The organism is Gordonia sp. NPDC003504 (assembly GCF_053587995.1).
On the sequence record NZ_JBSFPC010000025.1, the window covers coordinates 1 to 22,040 of the forward strand.

Here is a 22,040-nt window from a genome sequence, read left to right on the forward strand (position 1 = left end):
GGGACTCGACCGGCGGATAACAACCCTACCAGCGGATGGGTGCTCGACCGACCAACGCGAGAACTGCTGCGAGGCAATGACTGACCTACGATCCTTGGCCCACCGATAGACACCAGACCAACCAGCCCGCACCCGGCTCCGGCCGGGACCGCATCGGTACTTTGACAATTCCACAGAGAACCAGAAATGCCGGCGATAGGTGTCGCCACGCTCGACGGCCATCTCCTCGGTGGTGCGCAGCGCAACGACACCTCATTCCTCCGTGGTCGCGACGTCATACGACGGGCGCACACTAGGATCGGCTCCATGGAGATCCGTCGGCTGCGCCTGCTGCGTGAGTTCGCCGACCGTGGATCCATCGGGGCGGTGGCCGAGGCGATGCACATGACGCCGTCGGCGGTGTCCCAGCAGCTCAAGGTGCTTGCGGGGGAGGCGGGTGTGGAACTCCTCGAACCCGACGGACGGCGCATCCGCCTCACCCCTGCCGGGCAGGCGCTGGTGTTGCGGGCCGATGAGGTCATCGCCGCCGTCGACCGCGCCCAGGAGGAGATGGCCTCCTACGGTTCCGGACACTCCATGGTGCGACTCGCGATGTTCCCCTCCGGTGCATCCCTGCTGCTTCCGGCGGTGCTCAACAAGGCCGCCGAGTCCGGGATAGATGTCACCGCATTTCATCTCGACGTCGGATATCCCGAAGCCCCACCGGCCCTGGCCGATTTCGACATCGTCGTCACGCATCGCGACGAGCGGATGCCTGCGGTGACCGACCCTCGGGTTCATGTCACCGAGCTGATGCGGGAGCCACTCGACGTGATCGTATCCGGCAGTTCCGATTTGGCGCACCGAGGCACCATTGATGTGACCGACCTCGCCGACCGCGACTGGATCAGCGTCGAAGGCGGTTTTCCCGTTGACGATGTCCTGCTGTCGATTTCGGCCCTCACCGGTGTCGCACCGCGAGTGACTCAACGGATGCTCGACTTCACCACGATCGAGGCTCTCGTCGCCGCCGATCACGGCATCGCCCTGATGCCGCGATTCGCCGCTCGCCACCCCGGCGTCGTCCCGCTCGAACTCAAAGGGGTGCGCGCCGCGCGGGTCTACGAATCGCTGACGCGACCGCGCCCGCGAAAAGCGGTCTCCGCCATAGAGAATCACCTTCGGGAGGCGGTCACCGTTCTCCCGGACAGGAGTCTCCACGAGGCAGGGCCGCCGCGGCGACCGACAAAGAAGATGACCAAACGGAAGGCGACGGAGAGTGACGACTGAACGCATCGTGGTGATCGGCGCCGATGCCGCCGGCATGAGTGCCGCACACCAGGCGCTCCGCAGCGCCGCAACGGCCGGCCGTGACATCGAGGTGATCGCGCTCGAACGAACCCAGGACACCTCGTACTCGGCGTGCGGAATACCGTATCTTGTTGCCGGACTGGTGGATTCCGAAGACGAACTGAGTGCACGCAGCCCCGAGCAGCATCGCGCCATGGGTGTGGACCTACGGATGGGTGTCACCGCCGAGCGGATCGACCTGTCTGTGCGACAGGTCGACGTCTCGATCAGTGATGCCCTCACCGGCGAAGGCCACTCGGACAGCGTCGGGTTCGACACCCTCGTGCTGGCAACCGGAGCACAACCCATCATCCCCGACTGGGCGCGCGACGCCGACGGCGAGCTCCTCCCCGGCGTGCAGGCCGCCAAGACACTCGATGATGCACGCTACTGGCTCGATCTCCTCGGCCCGTCGGCTGCCGGCGAAGGCCGTCGTGGCCTCGTCGTCGGTGGCGGCTACATCGGAATCGAGATGGCCGAAGCGCTCCTCGAACGTGGCTGTGCCACAACGCTGATCACGCGTAGCGTCGTCATGAGCTCATTGGATCCGGAGATGAGTGATCGCATCGCGGACACCCTCCGAGAGGCGGGTGTCGAAGTCGTCACCGGTGACATCATCGCATCCGCCGAGCTGCTGACCGACGGCACCAAACGCCTCACCACCCGAGGCGGGAGGACGCTCGACGCCGACGTGGTGATGCTGGGATTGGGCGTCCGCCCGGCCACCGCCCTCGGCGTCGAGGCCGGATTGCCGGTCGGGGAGTTCGGCGGCTACCGCACCGACGATCACCAATACCTCGGCCACGGTGTCTGGGCGGCCGGTGACTGCTGCGAGGTCACCGACCGGATGACGGGACGGCCGGCATTCCTGCCGTTGGGTACGCACGCCAACAAGCAGGGACGGGTGTGCGGATACAACATCGTCGGCGGCAATGAACGTTTCGCCGGTGCCCTCGGTACCGCGATCACCCGATTCCGGGCCGGGGGCGGCTACCTCGAGATCGCCCGCACCGGACTGTCCACCCGTCACGCCGCGGCCGCCGGATTCGATCCGGTATCGCTGATCACCGACTCGTCGACGGCCAGCGGATACATGAACGAGAGCTCACCGATCGCGATCGACATCGTCGCCGACCGCCACACCCGACGCCTCCTCGGGGGTCAGATCGTCGGCGGGCAGGCCTCGGGCAAACGCATCGACACCATCGCGGCCGCACTCTGGGGCGCGATGAGCGTCGACGACCTCGCCGAGATGGACCTCGCCTACGCACCGCCGTTCGCGACCGTATGGGAAGCGGTCCAATTGGCTGCGCGTCGGCTCGCCGAACGATTGTGAGACGTCGGCGCACACGTCCCTCACGGCCCGGTGCGGGGTTGTGCCGAACGAGAAACTAGGATATCCAACTAAATGGGATGCCCGAGCGGGAGTCCATGCGCACCAGGAGGCTGTTCATGACGGAAGCGAATCAGGAGTCGTCGAACCTGCAGGCGGCGCCACCCTCGGTCCTCACCGAGCGTCGTGGCCAGGTGGGGATCATCACCCTGAACCGGCCGAAATCGATCAATGCGCTCGACCATGAAATGGACCTGGCGGTCGAGGCGACGCTTAGGGACTGGGAGACCGACGATGCGGTCACCGCCGTGGTCATCCGCGGCGCGGGGGAGCGCGGCCTGTGTGCCGGTGGGGACATCATCGCGATCCACCGCGACGGCGCTGTCCTCAGCGACGGTCAGCACACCGACCACGACGCCGCCGACAGCCCGTCAGGGCGCTTCTGGCACGACGAATACCGGCTCAACCACCTCATCGCCGACTACCCCAAGCCCTACATCGCACTGATGGACGGCATCGTGATGGGCGGCGGCGTGGGCATCTCCGCCCACGGCAACACCCGCGTCGTCACCGACCGCACCCGCCTCGCGATGCCCGAGGTCGGCATCGGATTCGTCCCCGACGTCGGCGGCACCCATCTGCTCGCCCGAGTGCCCGATCACCTCGGCACCTACCTCGCGCTCACCGCCGCCCCGGTCAACGGCGCTGAAGCCATCGCTCTCGGCCTGGCCGACCACTACATTCCCGCCGACCGCCTCGACGAGTTCGTCGCGGCGCTCGCCGACCGGGCGGTGGCCGATGTGCTCGCCGAGTACACGGTGACGCCACCGGAGGCCCCGCTCCTGGAGCAGCGCGCATGGATCGCCGGCGCCTTCGCCGCCGATTCCGTCGGCGAGATCGTGGGCAACTGCCGCGCCGTCGGAACCGAGTTCGCCACCGCGACCGCCGATCGGATCGCCGGCAAGAGTCCACTCGCACTCGCGGTCACCCTCGCCTCGCTGCGTGACGCCGAAACCACGTCCACGCTGGCCGAGTCGCTGCGCCGCGAGTATCGCGTGTCGTTGCGTTCGCTGCTGCACAAGGATCTCGCCGAAGGCATCCGCGCCCAGGTCGTCGACAAGGATCGCAATCCGAGCTGGCAACCGGCCGATCAGGTCACCGACGCCCTCGTCGCCGATTTCCTGCGGCCACTTCCCGATGACCTGGAACTGACCTTCGACACCGCCGACGCCTGACGGCACCCTCCGGCCCACCGGACCGGTCACCCGACCCGATCACCCGACCCGATCACCCGAGGAACCACCCATGACCCAGAACCCGGAACCCCAGACCATTCTCGTCGAGCGCCGCGACCGCGTCGGCATCATCACCCTCAACCGACCCAAGGCGCTCAACGCGCTCAACACCGAATTGATGACCGAAGTGGTCGCCGCCGCAACTGCTTTCGACAAGGATCCGGACGTCGGGGCCGTCGTCATCACCGGATCGACGAAGGCATTCGCGGCGGGTGCCGACATCAAGGAGATGTTGTCGAAGACCTACTCCGACGTGGTGAGCGAGTCGTTCTTCGGCGCCTGGGACGATCTGTCGCGGCTGCGCACCCCGATCATCGCGGCCGTCACCGGATACGCCCTCGGCGGTGGCTGCGAACTGGCGATGTTGTGCGACACGATCATTGCCGGTGAGAACGCGGTCTTCGGGCAACCGGAGATCAATCTCGGCGTCATTCCCGGTATCGGTGGCTCGCAGCGCCTGACCCGCGCCGTCGGCAAGGCCAAGGCGATGGATATGGTCCTCACCGGCCGGCAGATGAAGGTTGACGAGGCCGAACGCCTCGGTCTGGTCAGCCGCGTCGTCCCCACCGAGGAGGCGCTCGAGGTCGCCCTGGAGGTCGCCGCGACCATCGCCGCCAAGTCGGCCATCGCCACTGCACTGGCCAAGGACGCGGTCAACCGTGCCTTCGAGTCCGGCCTCACCGAGGGAGTTCGCGCCGAGCGGGCATTGTTCTACTCGACGTTCGCCACCGACGACCAGACCGAGGGGATGGCGGCGTTCGTCGAAAAGCGCGATCCGAAATTCACGCATCGATGATCCGCACCGTCATACACCTCGGGTGAATCGGCCACGAACTGCGACGATGCGCTTCACGCGGACGGTATCGCATCGTAGGGTCGACGAGTGATCTCGACTGATGGCGCAGTGAGCGACCAAGGGGTGGCCCCCCAGCGTGCAGGACTCGTGCTGACCGCGTTGATCCTCGTCGCCGGTGTCGCCAACATCAATCTGGCCGTGGCCAATGTGGCGCTGCCCGACATCGGCAAGGCCCTCGACGCGAGTTCAACGCAACTCAACCTGATCGCGGTCGGCTACTCGCTGGGCCTCGCGGCGTCGGTGTTGTACTTCGGTGTTCTCGGTGACCGGTTCGGCCGGAAGCGACTCCTGGTCTACGGCATGCTGCTGACTCTCCCGGCGTCGCTGATCGCCGGTTTCGCCGGCGATCCCAACGTCTTGTTCGGTGCCCGTGTTCTCGGCGGTATCTCCGCCGGTCTGGCCTATCCGACGACGCTGGCGATCATCACCGCGTTGTGGACCGGTGCCCGGCGCACCAAGGCCATTGCCGCCTGGTCGGCGCTCGGAGGGGCGATCTCGGCCACCGGGCCGGTCCTGTCCGGAGCATTGCTGGAGAAGTTCGATTGGCATTCGGTCTTCCTGGTCACGCTTCCGCTGGCGGTGGTGGCGCTGGTCTCCGCATGGTTCCTGGTCCCGAGCGACGGCGGTGATCAGGCGGTCACCGTGGACAATTTCGGCGGGGTTCTCTCGATCCTGTTCGTCGGCGCCACCGTCCTGGCGATCAACTTCGCGCCGATGGACGACATGATGACCGCGGTGTGGATTCTCACGACCGTCGCAGCGGTCTCGGCATTGTTCTTCGTGTGGCGACAGTTGCGAATCAAGGTGCCGCTTTACGATTTCCGCATCGCCAAGCGGCGGACATTCTGGGTCGCCGCGGTCGGCGGCATCGTGGTTTTCGGCACCCTGATGGGTGCGATGTACGTCGGCCAGCAGTACCTGCAGAACGTCCTCGGATACTCGACGCTGGCGGCGGGTGCGCTCGCCCTGCCCGCGGCTGCGGCGATGATCGTCGTCGCGCCGCAGTCGGCCAAGCTCGTCGAATCCATCGGATCGCGTTTCACCCTGCTCATCGGATACGCCTTCATCATCTGCGGACTGGTCATCGCGTTGACGCTCTGGGGTGATACCGCACCGGTGTGGTCGGTGATTGCGGCTTACGTCCTGATCGGTGCGGGGGTCGGCTTCGCGGGGACACCGGCCTCCCACTCGCTGACCGGTTCGGTGCCGGTGTCGCGTGCGGGTATGGCCTCGAGTACCTCGGATCTGCAACGTGACCTCGGTGGCGCGATCATGCAGTCCATTCTGGGCGCGATCCTGACCGCTGGATACGCGAAGGCGCTGACCGAGAGCATTCAGGGATCACCCCATGCCGACGAGGTGAGCGCGCAGACGCAGACCGCACTCACCAAATCCTTTGCCAGTGCCGCCGATCTCGCACAACGGTATCCGCAGTACTCCGAACAGATCATCTCCGCCGCCCGTGACGCATTCGTCGATGGTGACACCCGCGCATTGGCCGCCGCGATCGGCATCGTCGGACTCGGTGCGCTGTTGGTGTTTCTCTTCTACCCCGACTCTGTCGGGGAGCGTGAGGCGATGCGCCGCTACGCCTCCGAACGGGATACGGTGTCCGAGGAGGCCTGAGCGGTCCTCAGGAGATCAGGTCCAGGGCTGCGCGCACCATGGCATCGGCGTCGATCCCGTGGATCCGATAGACGTCCTCAAGTGAACCCGACTGACCGAAATGGCTGACGCCCAACGCAATCGAGGCGACACGATTGATCGTGGGGAGGAATGCCAAGGTGTGCGGATGGCCGTCGAGCACCGTCACCATCGGTGTCGCGCGGTCGGCCGGGAAAACCTGATCGAGAATCCACGTCGGCGCGTCACCCTGCCCGCGTCGTGACTGGAATGCCTCGAAAACCTTCCCCGGACTGGTAATCACCACGACATCGCAGGCGATGTCCATCTGCGCCAGTCGATCGGCGGCGGCCAGGGCATCGGTGACCAGGGCGCCGACGGCAACGAGGGTGACAGCAGGATTCTTGTTGTGTCGCAATGTGTATCCACCGGCAACCACCTGACGTCGACGGCGTTCGCGGGCTGACGGGTCGGTCGGCACGTCGGCAAGCGCCTGCTGTACCGGCCGGGTGGACAACCGCAGATATGCCGAACGCCCGTCCGGGCGACCCAGGTGCGCAAGGCAATCGAGCAGGGTCCATTCGACGTCGACGGCGAAGGCCGGTTCATAGCTGACACATCCGGGTTGCTCCAGGCCGATCGACGGGGTCTTGATCGATTGGTGTGCACCACCTTCGGGCGCCAGCGTGACCCCCGCCGGGGTGCCGACCAGGATCGACTGGCCGCCCGCGTAGATGCCGTACGACCACGGTTCCAGTGCCCGTTCGACGAACGGGTCGTACAGCACGCCGATGGGGAGCAGCGGCTCACCCCACCGGCTCCAGGTGGCGCCGAGTTCGCCGATCAGCCCGACGAGGTTGGTTTCGGCGATGCCGAGTTCCATGTGCCGGCCGGTGGGACGTTCTCGCCAATGCATCAGGGTCTCGCGGTCGTCGTCGAACCAGTCGCGACGCTCGGTGGGTGACCACACCCCGACCTTGTTCAGCCAGCCGGCGAGGTTGGTCGACGAACTCACGTCGGGACTGACGGTGATCACCCGCTTCGCCACGTCGGGGGCCTGCCGGTTCAGGTCCAACAGCGTGCGCCCCAGAGCCGCCTGGGTTGTCGACACCGCCGGCGGGGTGCGGCCGATGTCGGCGGGCACTGTGAATGTTGGGAGCTGCCGGATCGGTTCTCGGCGCAGTTGTGCGGCGGTCGCCGCGCAGAGCCGGCCCGCGGCGGAATCCTCGGCGAACCGATGCCACGGCTGAGCCGGATCCTCACCCATCCGTGCTCCCAACTCGTCGAACTGTTCGACGGTCAGCAGCGACGAATGATTCTGCGGATGTCCCTGGGTGGGTAGGCCGTATCCCTTCACCGTGTAGGCGATGACGACAGTGGGGCGGCTGTCGTCGATCGCGTCGAACGCTGCGCGTAACGCCGACAGGTCATGTCCGCCGAGGTTGCGGATCGCCGCGTGGACTGTCGCGTCATCGAGATCGGCGATCAGCGTCGCGATCGCGGGCGCACCAGGTCCGTCACCGGGCAGCCTGGAGCGCAATTCGCCCACGTCACAACGCAATAGACGTTGATACTCCGGGTTGGACATCTCGGTGATCCGCGTCCGCATCGCGTCCCCGCCGGGACGATCGAAGAGCTTCTCGAGCAGTCGGCCCCATCGCACCGTGATCACCTGCCAGCCGGCGGCGGCGAACATCGCCTCCAGACGTGGGACAGCGATGTTGGGGACGACACGGTCCAGGGACTGCCGGTTCATGTCGACGATCCACACGATCTCACCGAGTTCGGCCACCGACGAATCGAGGATCGCCTCCCACACCGCGCCTTCGTCGAGTTCGGCGTCACCGACCAGGGAATACTGCCGGCCCGTTCCGCCGGTGCCGAAGGCGGTCGTCACATATCGGCGGGCGATGGCACCCCAGATGGGTGCGGTGGCACCGATACCGACCGATCCGGTCGAATAGTCCACGGTGTCCGGGTCTTTGGTGCGGCTCGGGTAGCTCTGCAGGCCACCGAACTCCCGCAGCCGGGTGAGGTGCTCGGCGTCGAGATCACCGAGTAGGTAGTTGATGGCGTGCAGCACCGGTGCGGCATGCGGTTTCACCGACACGCGATCGCCGGAGCGGAGTTGCTCGAACCACAATTCGGTCATGATCGACACCATCGAGGCGCACGACGCCTGATGGCCACCCACCTTGAGCCCAGACGGGTTGGGCCGAATCCGGTTGGCGTGATGGACGATGGCCGTCGAGGTCCACAGCACGCGTGCCGCGATCTCCTCGAGGACGTCGTCGCGCTCGCGGGTGACGTCGGTGTCCGGCGCCGAACTGGTGGTCATCGCCTGTACCTCCTGGTGATGCAGAATGATCCACAGTCTGGCGCCGGCCGTCCCCTTTGTGCCAGAGTTTCGAGGGGGTTTGTGCAAAATGCCAACCCGGATGATGTCGGCGGTGAGGTGAGGTGATCAGAGTGCCCAAGGCATTCCGGTTCGACGGCACCGATCGGGGCATCCTGCGGGCGCTGATCCGGGCGCCGCGCGCGACGACGAGCGCGCTCGCCGAATTGACCGGCCTCTCACGCAACACCGTCCAGGCACGGATGGCGCGCTGGGACGAGGCCGAGGCGCTGCGGGGATTCGATCGGCGCATCGACCCCGAATTCCTCGGATACCCGATCAGCGCCTACGTCTTCACCGAGGTGACGCAGCGCCAACTCGCGCAGGTGTCCACCGCGCTCGTCCGGATCCCCGAGGTGATCGAGGTGCACGGACTGACCGGCGACACCGATCTGCTCATCCAGGTGGTGGCGCGCGACGCCGACGACCTGTATCGGGTGGCCGGGGTCATCCTCGGCATCGACGGCGTGCAACGCAGCAGCACCGCGCTGCGGATGCGTACCCTCATCGATTTCCGCGTCGACCAGCTACTTGACTGATCACGGCGACGGGAGTCGCGGCACGCAACCCACGCCGAATCAGTGTCCCCGAATCAGCGTCCCCCGGATCAGCCGACCTCGAACGCCGGACTGATCCCCACGAACGACTTCAGTTGACCAGCAGCAGATTTTGCGTCACCAAAGTACCGGATGCGGTGACGGCCCGTGGTGCCCTGCGGGATTCGCCAGAGGATGGTGACCGCCGATGCGGTGTCCTGCCCGGCCGGCCGGGCCCAGTGCAGTTCGCTGTTCCAGTCGTTGTCGTCCTCGGCGGTCACCCAGCGGCCGCCATCGAAGCGTTCGATGACGTAGTACCCGTCGGTGGGACGGCTTCCGTCGGCGCGGGTGCGATGCACCTTATTGCGCGGGTGGGCTCCCGAGAAGGTCACCGACACCGTTTGTCCCGCAGTATATGTCGCCTTCGGTGGGGAGGTGACCGCACCGAAGGTCGCGCCGCGAACGGGAGTGTCGGCGGGCACACCACCGAGCAGATCGGGTTGCAGTCCACTGGTGTCGGCCGGACGCGGACCGGAGCCGAGGGTGCGACCGGCGGCCATCGCGCGGGCGAGTCGGTCGAATTCCTGCATGTAGGCGCACAAAGTGAAGCGGCCGAAGAGGGTTTCCCCGCCCTCGTATTGCTGGGAGAGGTACTCCTCCGGGGTGGTCACATACTGGCTGTAGCCATTCGAATATCCCTGCAACAGCACATTTTCCAGGGGCACGCGCAGGGCGTCGGCGACGATCCGGCGGATGCGCAGGCCGGCCACGATGGTGAACTCGGCCGGCCCGGCGGCCAGCACGAGGTCGCCGATGCGGATCAGCTGGATCGGCAGGGTCTCCTGTATCCAGGGTCGCGGCGGCAGATAGCCGAGCGGGAAGAGGTCGAACTTGGGTGCCTGGATCTGCTGCGCCCACTCCGGTGGCGTGACATTCGTGTCGATGCCGAGTGCCCGCGCGAACGGCAACACCATGCCCTCGTGCAGGAAGCCCAACTGACTACGGGTGTTGTCCTCGGTGCTGGTCGCCGCGGCCCCGGCACCCATGATCGCCGGCGACGTTCGGGCCGCACGCCCGTCGGGGGTGTAGTGACCGTCGATGTGCACATCGGCCATGTTGATGAATCGGTAGGCGTAATCGATTCCACCGCTGAGGGTTCGGGCCGAACTGAGGGCGCGCTGTCCGGCCTGGAACTGCCGTTCGCCGATGATCGCGCAGTTGGCTCGCCGGTCATCGGTCGGTCCACCCGGATTCATCTTGCGCAGCCACAGGTTCGGCGTCATGTCACCGGCGTTGGTCTGAGGGAAGGACGCCACCACACCGGGGGTGCGGCTCTCGGCCAGATAGGAGGCGTACCCCTTGTTGTCGGTGGAGATCAGGGTATTGGCATCGGTCAGCGACGTGCCATGCGTGGCGAACCAGGTGATCTCACCGATGACATTGCCGCCCTGACGAAGTCGCAGTCCGGTCACCTGTGGGTCGATGTGTTCGGGAAAGTGGTTCTTGTCCGGTGCCGGGTTGTTGGTGAACGCATCCAACGAGCGGTTGGCGCTGGCGTTGTGCAGTTCGCTGTGCCCGATCTCGAGGGTGCCCGGCGCCAGCGACCGGTGTGCGGCGACGATGGCGTCGACGATCCCGTCGATCTCGGCGCGATACGAGTTCTCCCGATGGCCCAGCGCGGCAAGGACATACGCGTAATCCCAGGCGGTCCCGCCACACGAGTTGTGGTTGTGGGTGGCGTTGAGGTTGACGTTCTCGTCGGTGTAGGTGGAGCCGAACCGCTTGCGCAGTTCCCTCATCACGCCCACGCGGTGGGATTCGAAGATGAGGGCAAGGTCGGCGTTGACGAACACCACCCGTTTGCCGGTCGCCGCGTCGGCGATGATGTAGGCGCGAGCCCACACCCGTTGCAGCAGACCGGTTGCCACCTGTTCGAGGTCGGAGTAGCCCATCATGCCCTGACCGGCGATGGCGCCGGTGACATCACCCCGGCCGGCACCGACGAGATACCCGCCGCCCGTCGGTGCGGCTTGCGCGCCACCGGTACCGGTGGTGGTGGCGGCCAGCCCGATGGCACTCGCGCCGGCGGCCGCGGCACCGCCGAGGAATCCGCGCCGGGTGACGCCGGGTCGGTCCCGGTCGGGGCGGTCCCGCTCGGTGTGCGAGAACTGGTCGGTCATACTGTTTCCCCCTGTGGTGACGTGCCGGTCGCCTCGACCGGGTCGTACTCGGATACCGCGAGTGCGGCGAAGGTACCGGACAGCAGATCGATGTGGCGCCGCGCGGCGTCACCGTCGCGGTCGGTGAGCCAGGACAACGTCAGCCCGTCGAGAGTGGACGTCACAATGTGTGCCAGGTCGGTGACGGGCAGCGTCCACCGCATCGACATGGTGTCGGCGATGAAGGACAAGGCCTCGGCGACGGTGGCCCGGTAGGTCTGCCACTGGCGATGTGCGGCCGGCGGATCGTGCCGCATCGCGTGCGCCGCCACCTCGAGCAGGGCCAGTTCGCGGTCCGGGTTGCGTTCCAGCAGACGCAGGTAGGCGTCCATCGCCGCGGCCAGGACCTCCCGGAGGTCGCGATCGGGTCCGGACATTTCGACGCTGAGCAACGCGCCGCGGCGTTCGGTGGTGGTGATCTCCTCGATCACCGCACTGATCAGCGCGTCGCGGGAGGAGAAGATGTAGAACAGCGAGCCCTGCGGCATCCCCGCCTCACCGACGATGGCGCGGGTCGTCGCCGCGGCCAGACCGTCGCGCGCGATCACCCGGATCGCGGCGTCGATCAGTTCGGCACGGCGCTGGTCGAACGTCATCCGACGCATTCGAATCCCCCCGATTCAGGCCTTCCGCGTCTCCGCCGCAGGCCGGTGTCCGTCAGAGTTGACCGAGCGGTCAACTGATCGTTCGGTCAACTATGCATCAGGGGCCGCGGTTTGTCCCGGCAAACGGCGAAGTCTCCCCGGCCATGCCGAATCGTGCGGCGTACGCCCGGGTCGCCGCCACCCTCCGGATCCCGCAACGGCCGTTGGGCACCAACGGGCGTACGGTCGTGGGGTCGGACCACGTGTGGTTCGATCACCTCAACCCCGTTCGCCGGCCCACGATACGGAGTCTCATGAACCTGCGTCTGAAGAACCTGCCCGACGCACCGTACGGTAGCCAGTCGCCGTGCCCGATCCGCCTCATGACGCCGGTGCCCGCCCCATGAGGGTCGCGCTGCTGGCCACCTGCTTCAACGACACGATGTGGCCGGGCACGCCGCGTGCCACGGTTCTGCTCCTCGAGCGGCTCGGGGTGAGTGTCGAATTCCCCGTCGAGCAGACCTGCTGCGGGCAGATGTTCACCAACACCGGCTACGCCGACGAGGCCATCCCCGGTGTTCGGCAGTTCGCAGATGTCTTCGGGGATTACGACGCGGTGGTGGCGCCGTCGGCGTCGTGTATCGGGTCGGTGCGCCACCAGCACCCCGATCTCGCGAAACGCTCGCGCGATCCGGCCCTGATCTCGGCGGTCGCCGCCTACACGCCGAAGGTCTACGAACTCAGCGAGTTCCTCGTCGACGTCCTCGGCGTCACCGACGTCGGCGCCTACTTTCCGCACCGGGTCACCTACCACCCGACATGTCATTCGCTGCGAATGCTGCGGGTCGGCGACAAGCCGCTACAACTGCTCCGGGCGGTCGGGGGCATCGATCTGGTGGAACTGCCTGCGGCCGAGCAGTGTTGCGGCTTCGGTGGCACGTTCGCGATGAAGAATGCCGACACCTCGGTGGCGATGGGATCGGACAAGTCCGCGCACGTCAAGGAGACCCATGCCGAAGTGCTCGTCGCCGGGGACAATTCGTGTCTCGCCCACATCGGCGGGCTGCTCAACCGGGAACGCGCGGGTATCCGCATGATGCATCTCGCCGAGGTGCTCGCCTCGACCGATCGGGAGCCGGCATGAGTACGACCACCCCGGATACCCGCCCGGCACAGCATCCGCACGTCGGGGTGACCCGCACGTTCGTCGGGATGCCGAAGTTCCCGGCGGCGGCGCGTAACGAACTCGCCAACACCACGCAGCGTCGGAATCTGGCCCACGCCACCGGGATCATCCGCGAGAAGCGGGCCGGCGTCGTCGGCGAACTCGACAATTGGGAACAGTTGCGGCTGGCCGCCGAGGCGATCAAGAACCGTGCGCTGCGCAACCTCGACTCCTACCTGGTCGAATTCGAGGAGAAGGCCACCGCCGCGGGCGCCGTCGTGCACTGGGCGCGTGACGCCGAGGAGGCCAACCGCATCATCGTCGACCTGGTGCGCGACACCGGCGCCGACGAGGTGGTCAAGGTCAAGTCCATGGCGACCCAGGAGATCGAACTCAACGAGGCCCTCGCCGACGCCGGAATCGATGCGTGGGAAACCGATCTCGCCGAACTCATCGTGCAACTCGGCGACGACTGGCCCAGTCACATTCTGGTGCCGGCCATCCACCGCAACCGCAGTGAGGTGCGCGAGATCTTCCTGCGCCGGATGAAGGAGGTCGGGCGGCCGGCCCCGGACGACCTCACCGATGACCCCAGGCGTCTGGCGGAGGCGGCGCGCCTGCATCTGCGGGAGAAGTTCCTGCGCGCCAAGGTCGGGATCAGCGGCGCGAACTTCGCGGTCGCCGACACCGGCAGCCTCGTCGTCGTCGAATCCGAGGGCAACGGCCGGATGTGCCTGACCCTGCCGGAGACGCTGATCTCCGTGGTGGGTATCGAGAAGATCCTGCCGACCTGGGCCGATCTCGAGGTCTTCCTCCAGGTGCTGCCGCGTTCGAGTACCGGTGAACGGGAGAATCCCTACACCTCCATCTGGACCGGTGTCACCCCCGGCGACGGACCGCAGAACGTGCACATCGTGTTGCTCGACAATCACCGCACCGACGTCCTGGCCGATGAGGTGGGGCGAGATGCGTTGCGCTGCATCCGATGTTCGGCATGTCTCAACGTCTGCCCGGTGTATGAGCGGGCGGGTGGACACGCCTACGGGTCGGTGTACCCGGGGCCGATCGGGGCGATCCTCACCCCGCAACTGCGTGGCACCTCGTCGAAGGTCGATCAGTCGCTGCCGTTCGCGTCGAGCCTGTGCGGTGCCTGTTTCGACGTCTGTCCGGTCCGCATCGACATCCCGGACATCCTGGTGCACTTACGCACCCGGGTCGTCGACGAGAAGCGTGGCGGACTGCCGAGTGCAGAGGCCGCCGCGATGAAGGCGATGGCGTGGACCTTCGCCGATCACCGGCGACTCGAAGCGGCTCAGAAGGCGGCGACGACGAGTCACCGGTTCTTCGGCAGGCGCACCTCGATCGGCGCGCTGCCCTGGCCGTTGTCGGGCTGGAGTTCGGCCCGCGACGTACCCGTCCCGCCCGCCGAATCCTTCCGGGACTGGTGGAAAGCGAACCGTAGCAACACAACCGATGAGGCCAACGGAACCGGCGACACCGGCGGGGCGGGGCGTAAATGAGTGCGCGCGAGGACATCCTGGGCCGGGTGCGGCGCGCGATCGCCGACGTCGACGACCAGCAGCGGCGCGACGAGATCGACTGGGGCTACGGCGCGGCGGTGTCCACGGGCGATCTCGATTCCGTCGAACGGTTCGCCGAGCGGGTCGCCGACTATCGGGCTGTCGTCGAGCGGGTACCCGCAGATGCGTTGTCGGACACGGTGGCTCGTGCGCTGGACGGGGTGGGTGGATCGGTCCTGGCCGATCCCGATCTGCGCGAGCGGCTGGCCCTCGACATCGCGTGGCGCGACGACGACGAGCTCTCGCCGGCCGAGCTGGATCGAATCGGGGCGGTGGTGACCACCGCCGCCGTCGGTATCGCCAACACCGGCACCATCGTCCTCGATCACGGTGCGGGCCAGGGACGGCGAGCGGTATCGCTGGTGCCCGACGTGCATGTGTGCATCGTCGATGCCGCACAGATCGTCACCGACGTACCCGAGGCGGTCGCCCGCCTGATCGCCGACGGCGCTGCCGGTCGGCCGCAGACCTGGATCAGCGGACCGAGCGCGACCAGTGACATCGAGTTGGACCGGGTCGAGGGTGTGCACGGCCCGCGGACCCTGCATGTGGTCATCATCGGTTGAGCGAGGCCGCCGCACTGATCCGACATTTGGGCTCCGACGCGGGGGCCGTGAGACGAATTGCGCTGTTAGTCTCATCACATTTATCTTGCCCCAAGTGCGGGTTGCGCGGCTGTTATGCCCATTGACCTGCGTAGATGTCCGGAATTGTGCGATGTGGCCGCAGCTTGCCGAGTCATCTGCTCCTCGATAGGTTTCGCGGCGTCACGTCGCGACCGTGCGACGGTCGGGGCGAAGCAGGGCGGGAACCATATGTCGATCACTCGACGCTCGGTCATCGGGCTCATTCTGGCGGTCATCGTCGCGGTGGTGGGGGCGACACTGGCGAGCGGTCCGGCTCGCGCCGCCGACCTCGATCGCTATCTCGACCTCCCGCTGACCAATCGGTTCGCCGACAAGTCCGCCGGTGGCGTCAACCCCGCATTGCCCACCGACATCGCGACCCTGAACTCGCTTGTCGACCAAGCGCATTCATCAAGCATCGACCCGAAGCGATACGCCGCGTTGCTCTTTCAGTGGCGGCTCGTGCAGGCCACGTCGACCGCCGGTATCGACCTGGCCGCATGGGATCCGCAGAAGGGCTTTCACGCCATGCGCGGCAATATGATCAAGTCCTACCGGCTGTATGAGGACCTCCAGATCGCGCACAAGAATCTGCAGTGGTCGGGGATGGCCGGCCTTGTCGGCGCCGACTTCGGTGGTGGCATCGCCGACGTGGTGCTGCTCGGTGATGTCTACGGAATCTCGCAGCTGCAACCGCTGGCCGCCCAGATCATCGAGGCGACAACCGATGTCGCGGGACCGGGCTTTCTGGGGATCTTCCCGAAGGGGCTGCAGACGCTGGCCTACTCCGCCGACAAGATCACCCCCGCCGACCTCGACTGGTTCGCCAAGCGGATCCTTGTCATGCAGAAGGCGATCTTCAGTGACCTGATGCCGCTGCACATGGCCTACGTGCGCACCGGCATCGCCGGCATCGAGGAGCTGCACCGGGCCGGTCTGCTCGACGACTCCGTTCTCGCCGCGTGGCGCGACATCGACTCGGGCGACGCATCCCGCATCGCGCAGGGCAACGCGACGCTGCTCCGTCGGGAACAGTTCAACGTCGTCGGCTGGCAGTTCGACAACGTCCGCAACTACCGCAAGGCCGACGGCGTCGGCGCCGCCCTGACGTACGCGATGACGCTCGCCGGATCGCCGTCCATCGCGGGCGTGCCGGCGCTGCGGAACTTCATCCCGTTCACCTACACCGCCGAGCTCGCCGACGGGCGCACCCTGAGCGTGCAGACGCCGATCGCCAACTGGGACTGGTCGGTGTTTGACCTGCGGTGGAAGTACGTGACCACCGAACTGCTGCCCCGCTACCAGAACATGGTGACCAACCACTGGTCCGAGCTGGTCGCGACCATGAAGGTGCCCTACGAGACGCAGTTCGAATCGCATCGGCCGATCTGGAACCTGCACAAGATCCTCGGTGACGCGGCGGCGCACACGGTCGTCACGGTTCGCTGAGCCGATTGGAATCCCGATGGCGATGGCCGACGTCGGCGACTACGGGCGAACTGTCGCTCCGTGGAGTCCGCCCAGCTGACACTTCGTCGCTTGCCGGTCGGCGGCGGGCACAGCACAGTGTCGCCATGACTGCTTCACCCACCGACACCGTCGACGACACGGCCGCCCTCGGCTACGGCACCAAGGTCCTCGCGGTCGAGCCCGGCGGCAACGAACCGATCCCGCTCGAGGCCCGCCACGGTAAGCCGCGCGGCCTGTTCTGGACGTGGACCGCCCCGAACCTGGAGTTCGCGACGATCTTCGTCGGTGTCATCTCCGTCGCCTACTTCGGGTTGTCGTTCTGGCAGGCGGTCGCGGCGATCGTGATCGGCAATCTGCTCAGTGCCGTCGCCCACTTCCTGCTGTCGGCCGAGGGGCCGCTGCACGGGGTGCCGCAGATGGTGTTGGGCCGCTTGAGTTTCGGTCACAACGGCAACATCCTCCCGGCCACCTTCATGGCCGTCATGTGCGGCGTCGGGTGGTTCGCCACCAACAGTGTCAGCGGCGCGTTCGCCCTGTCGACACTGTTCGGCCTGACCCCGCTGGTCGGCCTCATCGTCATCGTGGTGGCGCAGACCGCGTTCGCGTTCTTCGGCCACAACCTGGTGCAGCGTTTCGAACGCCTCGCCGCCCCGGTGCTGGCGGTGATCTTCCTGATCGGTGCGGTCATCATCTTCAGCAAGTCGCACCTGTCGGCACCGGCGGCCGACGGCGGATTCTCGATCGCCGGTTTCTTCCTGACGATGGGCGCCGCATTCGGCTACACCGCCGGCTGGACGCCGTACGCCGCCGACTACACCCGGTACCTGCCGCCCACCGTGTCCAAGGCCCAGACCGGACTGTTCGCGTCGGCGGGTCTGTTCCTGTCGTGCACCGTTCTCATGGTGGTGGGCGCGGCGTCGATGACCATCGGCGCACCGACCTCGGACAACCCGACCGAGGCCTACACCTCCCACTTCCCCGGCGCCATCGCGAATCTGACGCTTCTGGCCATCGCGGTCGGTGCCGTTGCGGCCAACGCCATCAACGTCTACTCCGGTGCGATGGCCTTCGTGACGATGGGCTTCAAGCTGCCGATGAACGCGCAGCGTGCCCTGGTGTCGGTGTTCTTCGGCATCGTCGGCTTCCTGGTCGCCTGGTGGGCGCTGGCGGACGCGGCCGCATCGTATGAGGCGTTCCTGCTGCTCGTCGCGTACTGGATCGGACCGTGGCTCGGTGTGGTGTTCGCCGACCGTTTCCTGCGGCGTGACCCGCCACCGTTGGCGCTGCTGTACGACCGCAAGTACACGAACTGGGGAGGCGTCGCCGCCTTCGTCATCGCCCTCGTCGTCTCGGTGCTGCTGTTCTGCAACCAGGAACGCTTCGTCGGCTACGTCGTCCGCGCGGTCCCCGAACTCGGAGACATCGGCGCATTCGTCGGATTCGTGATCGCATTCGTGGGGTATGTGATCCTGGCCCGGTCTCGCGTCGAGGCCTCGCAGCGGCAGTACACCTGACCGCGGCATCCGAGCCCGGGGCCTCCTCGATGACCGGCATGCTCCTCGGGGAGGCCCCGTTCCATGGGGTGGGTTCTGGGTGGGCCCGGCGACCTCAGGGTCGGACGCTCTCGGCCTGAAAGGTGCTGATGGCCAACAACATCGATCCGTAGATCGCCGGAGCGGTCGGATCGAAGCCGAGGAGCCCACGAATGCGATCCAGTCGTTGGTACAAGCTCTGCCTGCCGATGTGAAGTTCCTCCGCGGAGCGGGTGGCGCTGCATCCGTGCCGGAGGTGGACGTCGAGTGTGGTCACCAGTTGCGCCGAGGTCGCCGCATCGTGAGTGGTCAGCGGCGCGATGAGACCGAGGAGTTCGTCCCGCAGGGGTGTTGTCGGCAATGACCGGGCCGTCGACTCGACGAGGAGTTCACGACCGGCCACCACACCGTGGATTCGTCGGAGATCACCTGCCATGTCCAGTCTTTCCGAACACGTGTGCAGTGCGTCGGAGAGCGTCGAGGCCGGTCCGGAACCGGATCCGGTGCCGTGGACGGGATGCCCGTCGCCGACCACCGCTTCGAATCGGACGGCCTGGGAGCCGCCCTCGATCAATGCCTCGCGTACCTGTGTGACGGGATCGGTGGTGTCGGCCGATGCGGCGACGAGTGCGTAGGTGGTGGCGTCCACGGTGGCGTGGATCAGCCCACCCAGGTGCGACGCCGCGCGGGTGAGAGCCGCGTCGGCCATCCGTGAATCGGGGGAGTGCGCCGCGACGGGTACCAGGACCGTTGTGTCCGACACCGCCAATCCGGAACCATGCAGGCGTGCAAGCAGATCCGCGCGACGCAGCGGATGGCGTCCGACGAGGTCGGTGATCAGTCGGGCGCCCAGCGATGATCTGTTGGCGCCGGATCGGGTGAGGACCGCGGCCAACGGTCCCGCGCCGGTGCGCAACAGCAGGTCGATACTCGCCGCGGACGATGCGGCCGGGTCGGTGCCCGCGTACAGACGACCGATCTCGCGGCCGCGCACCAGGATTGGCGTCGAGGCGACCGCCGTGTCGACGGCCCGCCAGGCCGCGCGATCATCGTCGACGCCGTGAGTGGAGATGAGCGCTCCGCCGGAGCCCACCAGCACGATCGGGCAGCGTGCTGCGGCGGCGATGTGATCGATCATCGCGGCGGTGGCGCCGGGGGCGGTGAGGTCGTCGTGCAGCAGTGCGTCGAGTTCGCTGCGTAGCCGGAGGTCGGTCACCTCGTCGGACACGATCGCGGTGTTGGCGGTCCGGCAGACCTCGATGAAAGGCACCACGCGGCGCAGTTCCACGATGGGCAGGTGCGCGGCCGACCCTTCCCGGATCATCTCCTCGGGGATCGCGTCGAAGGTGCGGCCGATCTCGAACGCGAGGCCCGCGACCCCGCGGTCGGCGAGGTCGCGGACATAGTGTCGACGGGTGCCGGCGTCGAGCCCGGCGAGGCCCAGGCCGGTGGTCAGCAGGAGCTCACCACCGGCCAGCAGGGGCCCGATCTCGAAGATCTCGCTCGAGTGCACCCAGGTGACCGCTGTGTCGAGGCGATCGTGCGCCGTGAGAACCCGCGGGTCCGCGCGGTCGAGATGCCGGTCGATGACCTGACGCAGGGTCGGTGGCGTGATGGATGTTGCGGGCATGGGAGGACGATATGCACTCCCGCGGGCGTTCGCGACCGGACGAATTGTCGGTTGAGGTCGGTGGCTGTCGGCGGCAGTCTCGAGGTCATGTCCACCTCCGCCCCGACCGTCGCCGCGGGACTCGATCCGGCGACTCTCCTCGACGTGGCCTTTCGGCAGGCGCGAGCCGGCCTCGCGGAGGGTGGTATCCCGATCGGGGCCGCCCTGTTCTCCGCCGACGGCACCCTGCTCGGTGAGGGGCGCAACCGTCGCGTCCAGCATGATGATCCGTCGGTGCACGGCGAGACCGACGCCTTCCGGGCGGCCGGACGTCAGCGTGACTATTCGTCGACGATCATGGTCACCACCCTCGCGCCGTGCTGGTATTGCAGCGGACTGATCCGGCAGTTCGGCATCGGGACGGTGGTGATCGGCGAGAACCGGACCTTCGCCGGTGGCGAGGCGTGGCTGGCCGACCTCGGGGTCGATGTCGTCGTCGTCGACGACGATCGGTGCGTGTCGATGATGACCGACTTCATCGCCGCGAATCCGGCGCTCTGGAACGAGGACATCGGAGTGGCCGATGACCGGGATGACGACGGAGACGAACGATGACCGCCGCACCGGATACGTCCTCGTCGATCACGTCTGTGGACAGTCCGATCCTGACGGTGGATCTGTCTGTGTGGCGATCCGGTGGGGCGGCCGCGCAGCAGGTGTGTGCCGCCGTCGACGAGTCGTTGCAGAAGGCCGGGTTCCTGTTGGTGACCGGGCACGGTGTCGACCCGGCGCTACCGCGCGAACTACGCAGCGCCGCACGCGAGTTCTTCGCGTTGCCGGCAGATATCAAGCAGCAGTACGCCGTTGGTGTCGGCGGCCGGGGCTGGATCGGTCCGGGACTCGAGGCCAACGGGTACTCGGAGGGCACCGAGACGCCACCGGATCTGAAGGAGACCTACAACTCGGGAGCGCAGACGCGGGTCGGGATTCCGGAGATCGACGACTTCTGGTTCGCCCCGGACGTGTGGCCGCAGGAAGCTCCTGGACTGCGAGAACTGTTCACCGCGTGGACAACCCAGATGAAGGCGCTGTCGGACGACCTGCTGGCCTTGATGGCCTCGGCCCTGGGGATGGACGGTGACGAGAATCCGTTCGCGGGCCTGGCGGCCAATGCCACCTGGACGTCGAACATCAATCACTATCCGCCGATGACGGATGTGGGTGAACCCGAACCGGGACAGTTCCGCATCGGACCACACACCGATTTCGGTACGGTCACCGTCTTGGATCGGGAGCCTGGCGCCGGTGGTCTGCAGGTGTTCAGCGACGAGAGTGGTTGGGCCGACGCACCTTACAATCCCGATGCGTTGACCATCAACATCGGTGATCTGCTCGAGTACTGGTCGGGCGGCCGTTGGCCGGCCGGTCGGCACCGCGTACTGCCGCCACAGCCCGACGCACCCGAAGAAGATCTCGTGTCGCTGATCTTCTTCTACGAACTCGACCACGACGCCGTCGTCACCCCGCTCGGGGAGCCTATCGGCCATGACTCGGGCCGTCCACCGGTGGCTGCCGGCGAGTTCATCAAGGAGCGGTTGGACGCCATCACCTTCGGCTGAGCGGATCATCCGCCGACGTGTCGTGTGCTGCGCACCATTCCGGCAGGAAGGCCGTCGAGCAGGTGACACGTCGTTGCGGGCGTTCATATTTCACTGTGGAGTTGTCAAAGAACGGATGCGGTCCCGGCCGGAGCCGGGTGCGGGTTGGTTGGTCTGGTGTCTATCGGTGGGCCAAGGATCGTAGGTCAGTCATTGCTTCGCAGCAGTTCTCGCGTTGGTCGGTCGAGCACCCATCCGCTGGTAGGGTTGTTATCCGCCGGTCGAGTCCT

Annotated in this window: 17 protein-coding genes; 13 read left to right on the plus strand and 4 right to left on the minus strand. The window is 66.8% G+C overall.

Annotated elements, in window-relative coordinates:
- The first annotated feature begins 306 nt into the window (after positions 1-306).
- From ACWDPV_RS23785 to ACWDPV_RS23805, 5 genes are all read left to right on the plus strand, one after another.
- Positions 307-1,269 (plus strand): LysR family transcriptional regulator, encoded by a 963-nt coding sequence (locus tag ACWDPV_RS23785; RefSeq protein ID WP_449744947.1) that lies wholly within the window; start codon positions 307-309, stop codon positions 1,267-1,269.
- Complete coding sequence (locus ACWDPV_RS23790) at positions 1,259-2,665, plus strand: FAD-dependent oxidoreductase (protein ID WP_449744948.1); 1,407 nt, start codon at positions 1,259-1,261, stop codon at positions 2,663-2,665. Before ACWDPV_RS23785 ends, ACWDPV_RS23790 begins: the two co-directional genes overlap by 11 nt.
- A 116-nt stretch (positions 2,666-2,781) precedes the next feature.
- Positions 2,782-3,897 carry an enoyl-CoA hydratase/isomerase family protein gene (locus ACWDPV_RS23795; RefSeq protein WP_449744949.1) on the plus strand — a complete coding sequence of 372 codons (1,116 nt, stop codon included), beginning with the start codon at positions 2,782-2,784 and terminating at the stop codon, positions 3,895-3,897.
- Positions 3,898-3,967: 70 nt separating this feature from the next.
- Entirely contained in the window at positions 3,968-4,753 is a 786-nt protein-coding gene (locus ACWDPV_RS23800; protein WP_449744950.1) for an enoyl-CoA hydratase, read from the plus strand.
- A 90-nt stretch (positions 4,754-4,843) separates the two neighbouring features.
- Positions 4,844-6,439, plus strand: a complete 1,596-nt coding sequence (locus ACWDPV_RS23805; protein ID WP_449744962.1) for an MFS transporter — start codon at positions 4,844-4,846, stop codon at positions 6,437-6,439.
- 7 nt (positions 6,440-6,446) lie between these two features.
- On the opposite strand, the gene ACWDPV_RS23810 is transcribed toward ACWDPV_RS23805, so the two are convergent.
- On the minus strand, positions 6,447-8,774 hold the full coding sequence (locus tag ACWDPV_RS23810) for a transketolase-like TK C-terminal-containing protein (RefSeq protein WP_449744951.1): 2,328 nt from the start codon (positions 8,772-8,774) through the stop codon (positions 6,447-6,449).
- Between the two features lie 131 nt (positions 8,775-8,905).
- Between ACWDPV_RS23810 and ACWDPV_RS23815 the strand changes: the two genes are divergently transcribed.
- The gene (locus ACWDPV_RS23815) at positions 8,906-9,370 is read left to right on the plus strand and encodes an Lrp/AsnC family transcriptional regulator (protein ID WP_449744952.1); all 465 of its coding nucleotides are present in this window, start codon (positions 8,906-8,908) and stop codon (positions 9,368-9,370) included.
- 68 nt (positions 9,371-9,438) lie between these two features.
- On the opposite strand, the gene ACWDPV_RS23820 is transcribed toward ACWDPV_RS23815, so the two are convergent.
- Positions 9,439-11,547 (minus strand): neutral/alkaline ceramidase, encoded by a 2,109-nt coding sequence (locus tag ACWDPV_RS23820; protein WP_449744953.1) that lies wholly within the window; start codon positions 11,545-11,547, stop codon positions 9,439-9,441.
- Positions 11,544-12,182 (minus strand): TetR/AcrR family transcriptional regulator, encoded by a 639-nt coding sequence (locus ACWDPV_RS23825; RefSeq protein ID WP_449744954.1) that lies wholly within the window; start codon positions 12,180-12,182, stop codon positions 11,544-11,546. Before ACWDPV_RS23825 ends, ACWDPV_RS23820 begins: the two co-directional genes overlap by 4 nt.
- Before the next feature lie 391 nt (positions 12,183-12,573).
- Between ACWDPV_RS23825 and ACWDPV_RS23830 the strand changes: the two genes are divergently transcribed.
- From ACWDPV_RS23830 to ACWDPV_RS23850, 5 genes are all read left to right on the plus strand, one after another.
- Positions 12,574-13,314: a (Fe-S)-binding protein gene (locus ACWDPV_RS23830; protein ID WP_449744963.1), complete on the plus strand. Its 741-nt coding sequence runs from the start codon at positions 12,574-12,576 to the stop codon at positions 13,312-13,314.
- Positions 13,311-14,855, plus strand: coding sequence for a LutB/LldF family L-lactate oxidation iron-sulfur protein (locus ACWDPV_RS23835; RefSeq protein WP_449744955.1), 1,545 nt, complete (start codon positions 13,311-13,313; stop codon positions 14,853-14,855). Before ACWDPV_RS23830 ends, ACWDPV_RS23835 begins: the two co-directional genes overlap by 4 nt.
- Complete coding sequence (locus ACWDPV_RS23840; RefSeq protein ID WP_449744956.1) at positions 14,852-15,481, plus strand: LutC/YkgG family protein; 630 nt, start codon at positions 14,852-14,854, stop codon at positions 15,479-15,481. Before ACWDPV_RS23835 ends, ACWDPV_RS23840 begins: the two co-directional genes overlap by 4 nt.
- 249 nt (positions 15,482-15,730) lie before the next feature.
- On the plus strand, positions 15,731-16,990 hold the full coding sequence (locus ACWDPV_RS23845; RefSeq protein ID WP_449744957.1) for a hypothetical protein: 1,260 nt from the start codon (positions 15,731-15,733) through the stop codon (positions 16,988-16,990).
- A 125-nt stretch (positions 16,991-17,115) separates the two neighbouring features.
- On the plus strand, positions 17,116-18,525 hold the full coding sequence (locus tag ACWDPV_RS23850; RefSeq protein ID WP_449744958.1) for a purine-cytosine permease family protein: 1,410 nt from the start codon (positions 17,116-17,118) through the stop codon (positions 18,523-18,525).
- 94 nt (positions 18,526-18,619) lie between these two features.
- On the opposite strand, the gene ACWDPV_RS23855 is transcribed toward ACWDPV_RS23850, so the two are convergent.
- The gene (locus ACWDPV_RS23855; protein ID WP_449744959.1) at positions 18,620-20,173 is read right to left on the minus strand and encodes a PucR family transcriptional regulator; all 1,554 of its coding nucleotides are present in this window, start codon (positions 20,171-20,173) and stop codon (positions 18,620-18,622) included.
- Between the two features lie 87 nt (positions 20,174-20,260).
- Between ACWDPV_RS23855 and ACWDPV_RS23860 the strand changes: the two genes are divergently transcribed.
- On the plus strand, positions 20,261-20,767 hold the full coding sequence (locus tag ACWDPV_RS23860; RefSeq protein ID WP_449744960.1) for a nucleoside deaminase: 507 nt from the start codon (positions 20,261-20,263) through the stop codon (positions 20,765-20,767).
- Positions 20,764-21,771 (plus strand): isopenicillin N synthase family dioxygenase, encoded by a 1,008-nt coding sequence (locus tag ACWDPV_RS23865; RefSeq protein ID WP_449744961.1) that lies wholly within the window; start codon positions 20,764-20,766, stop codon positions 21,769-21,771. Before ACWDPV_RS23860 ends, ACWDPV_RS23865 begins: the two co-directional genes overlap by 4 nt.
- The last annotated feature ends 269 nt before the right edge of the window (positions 21,772-22,040 follow it).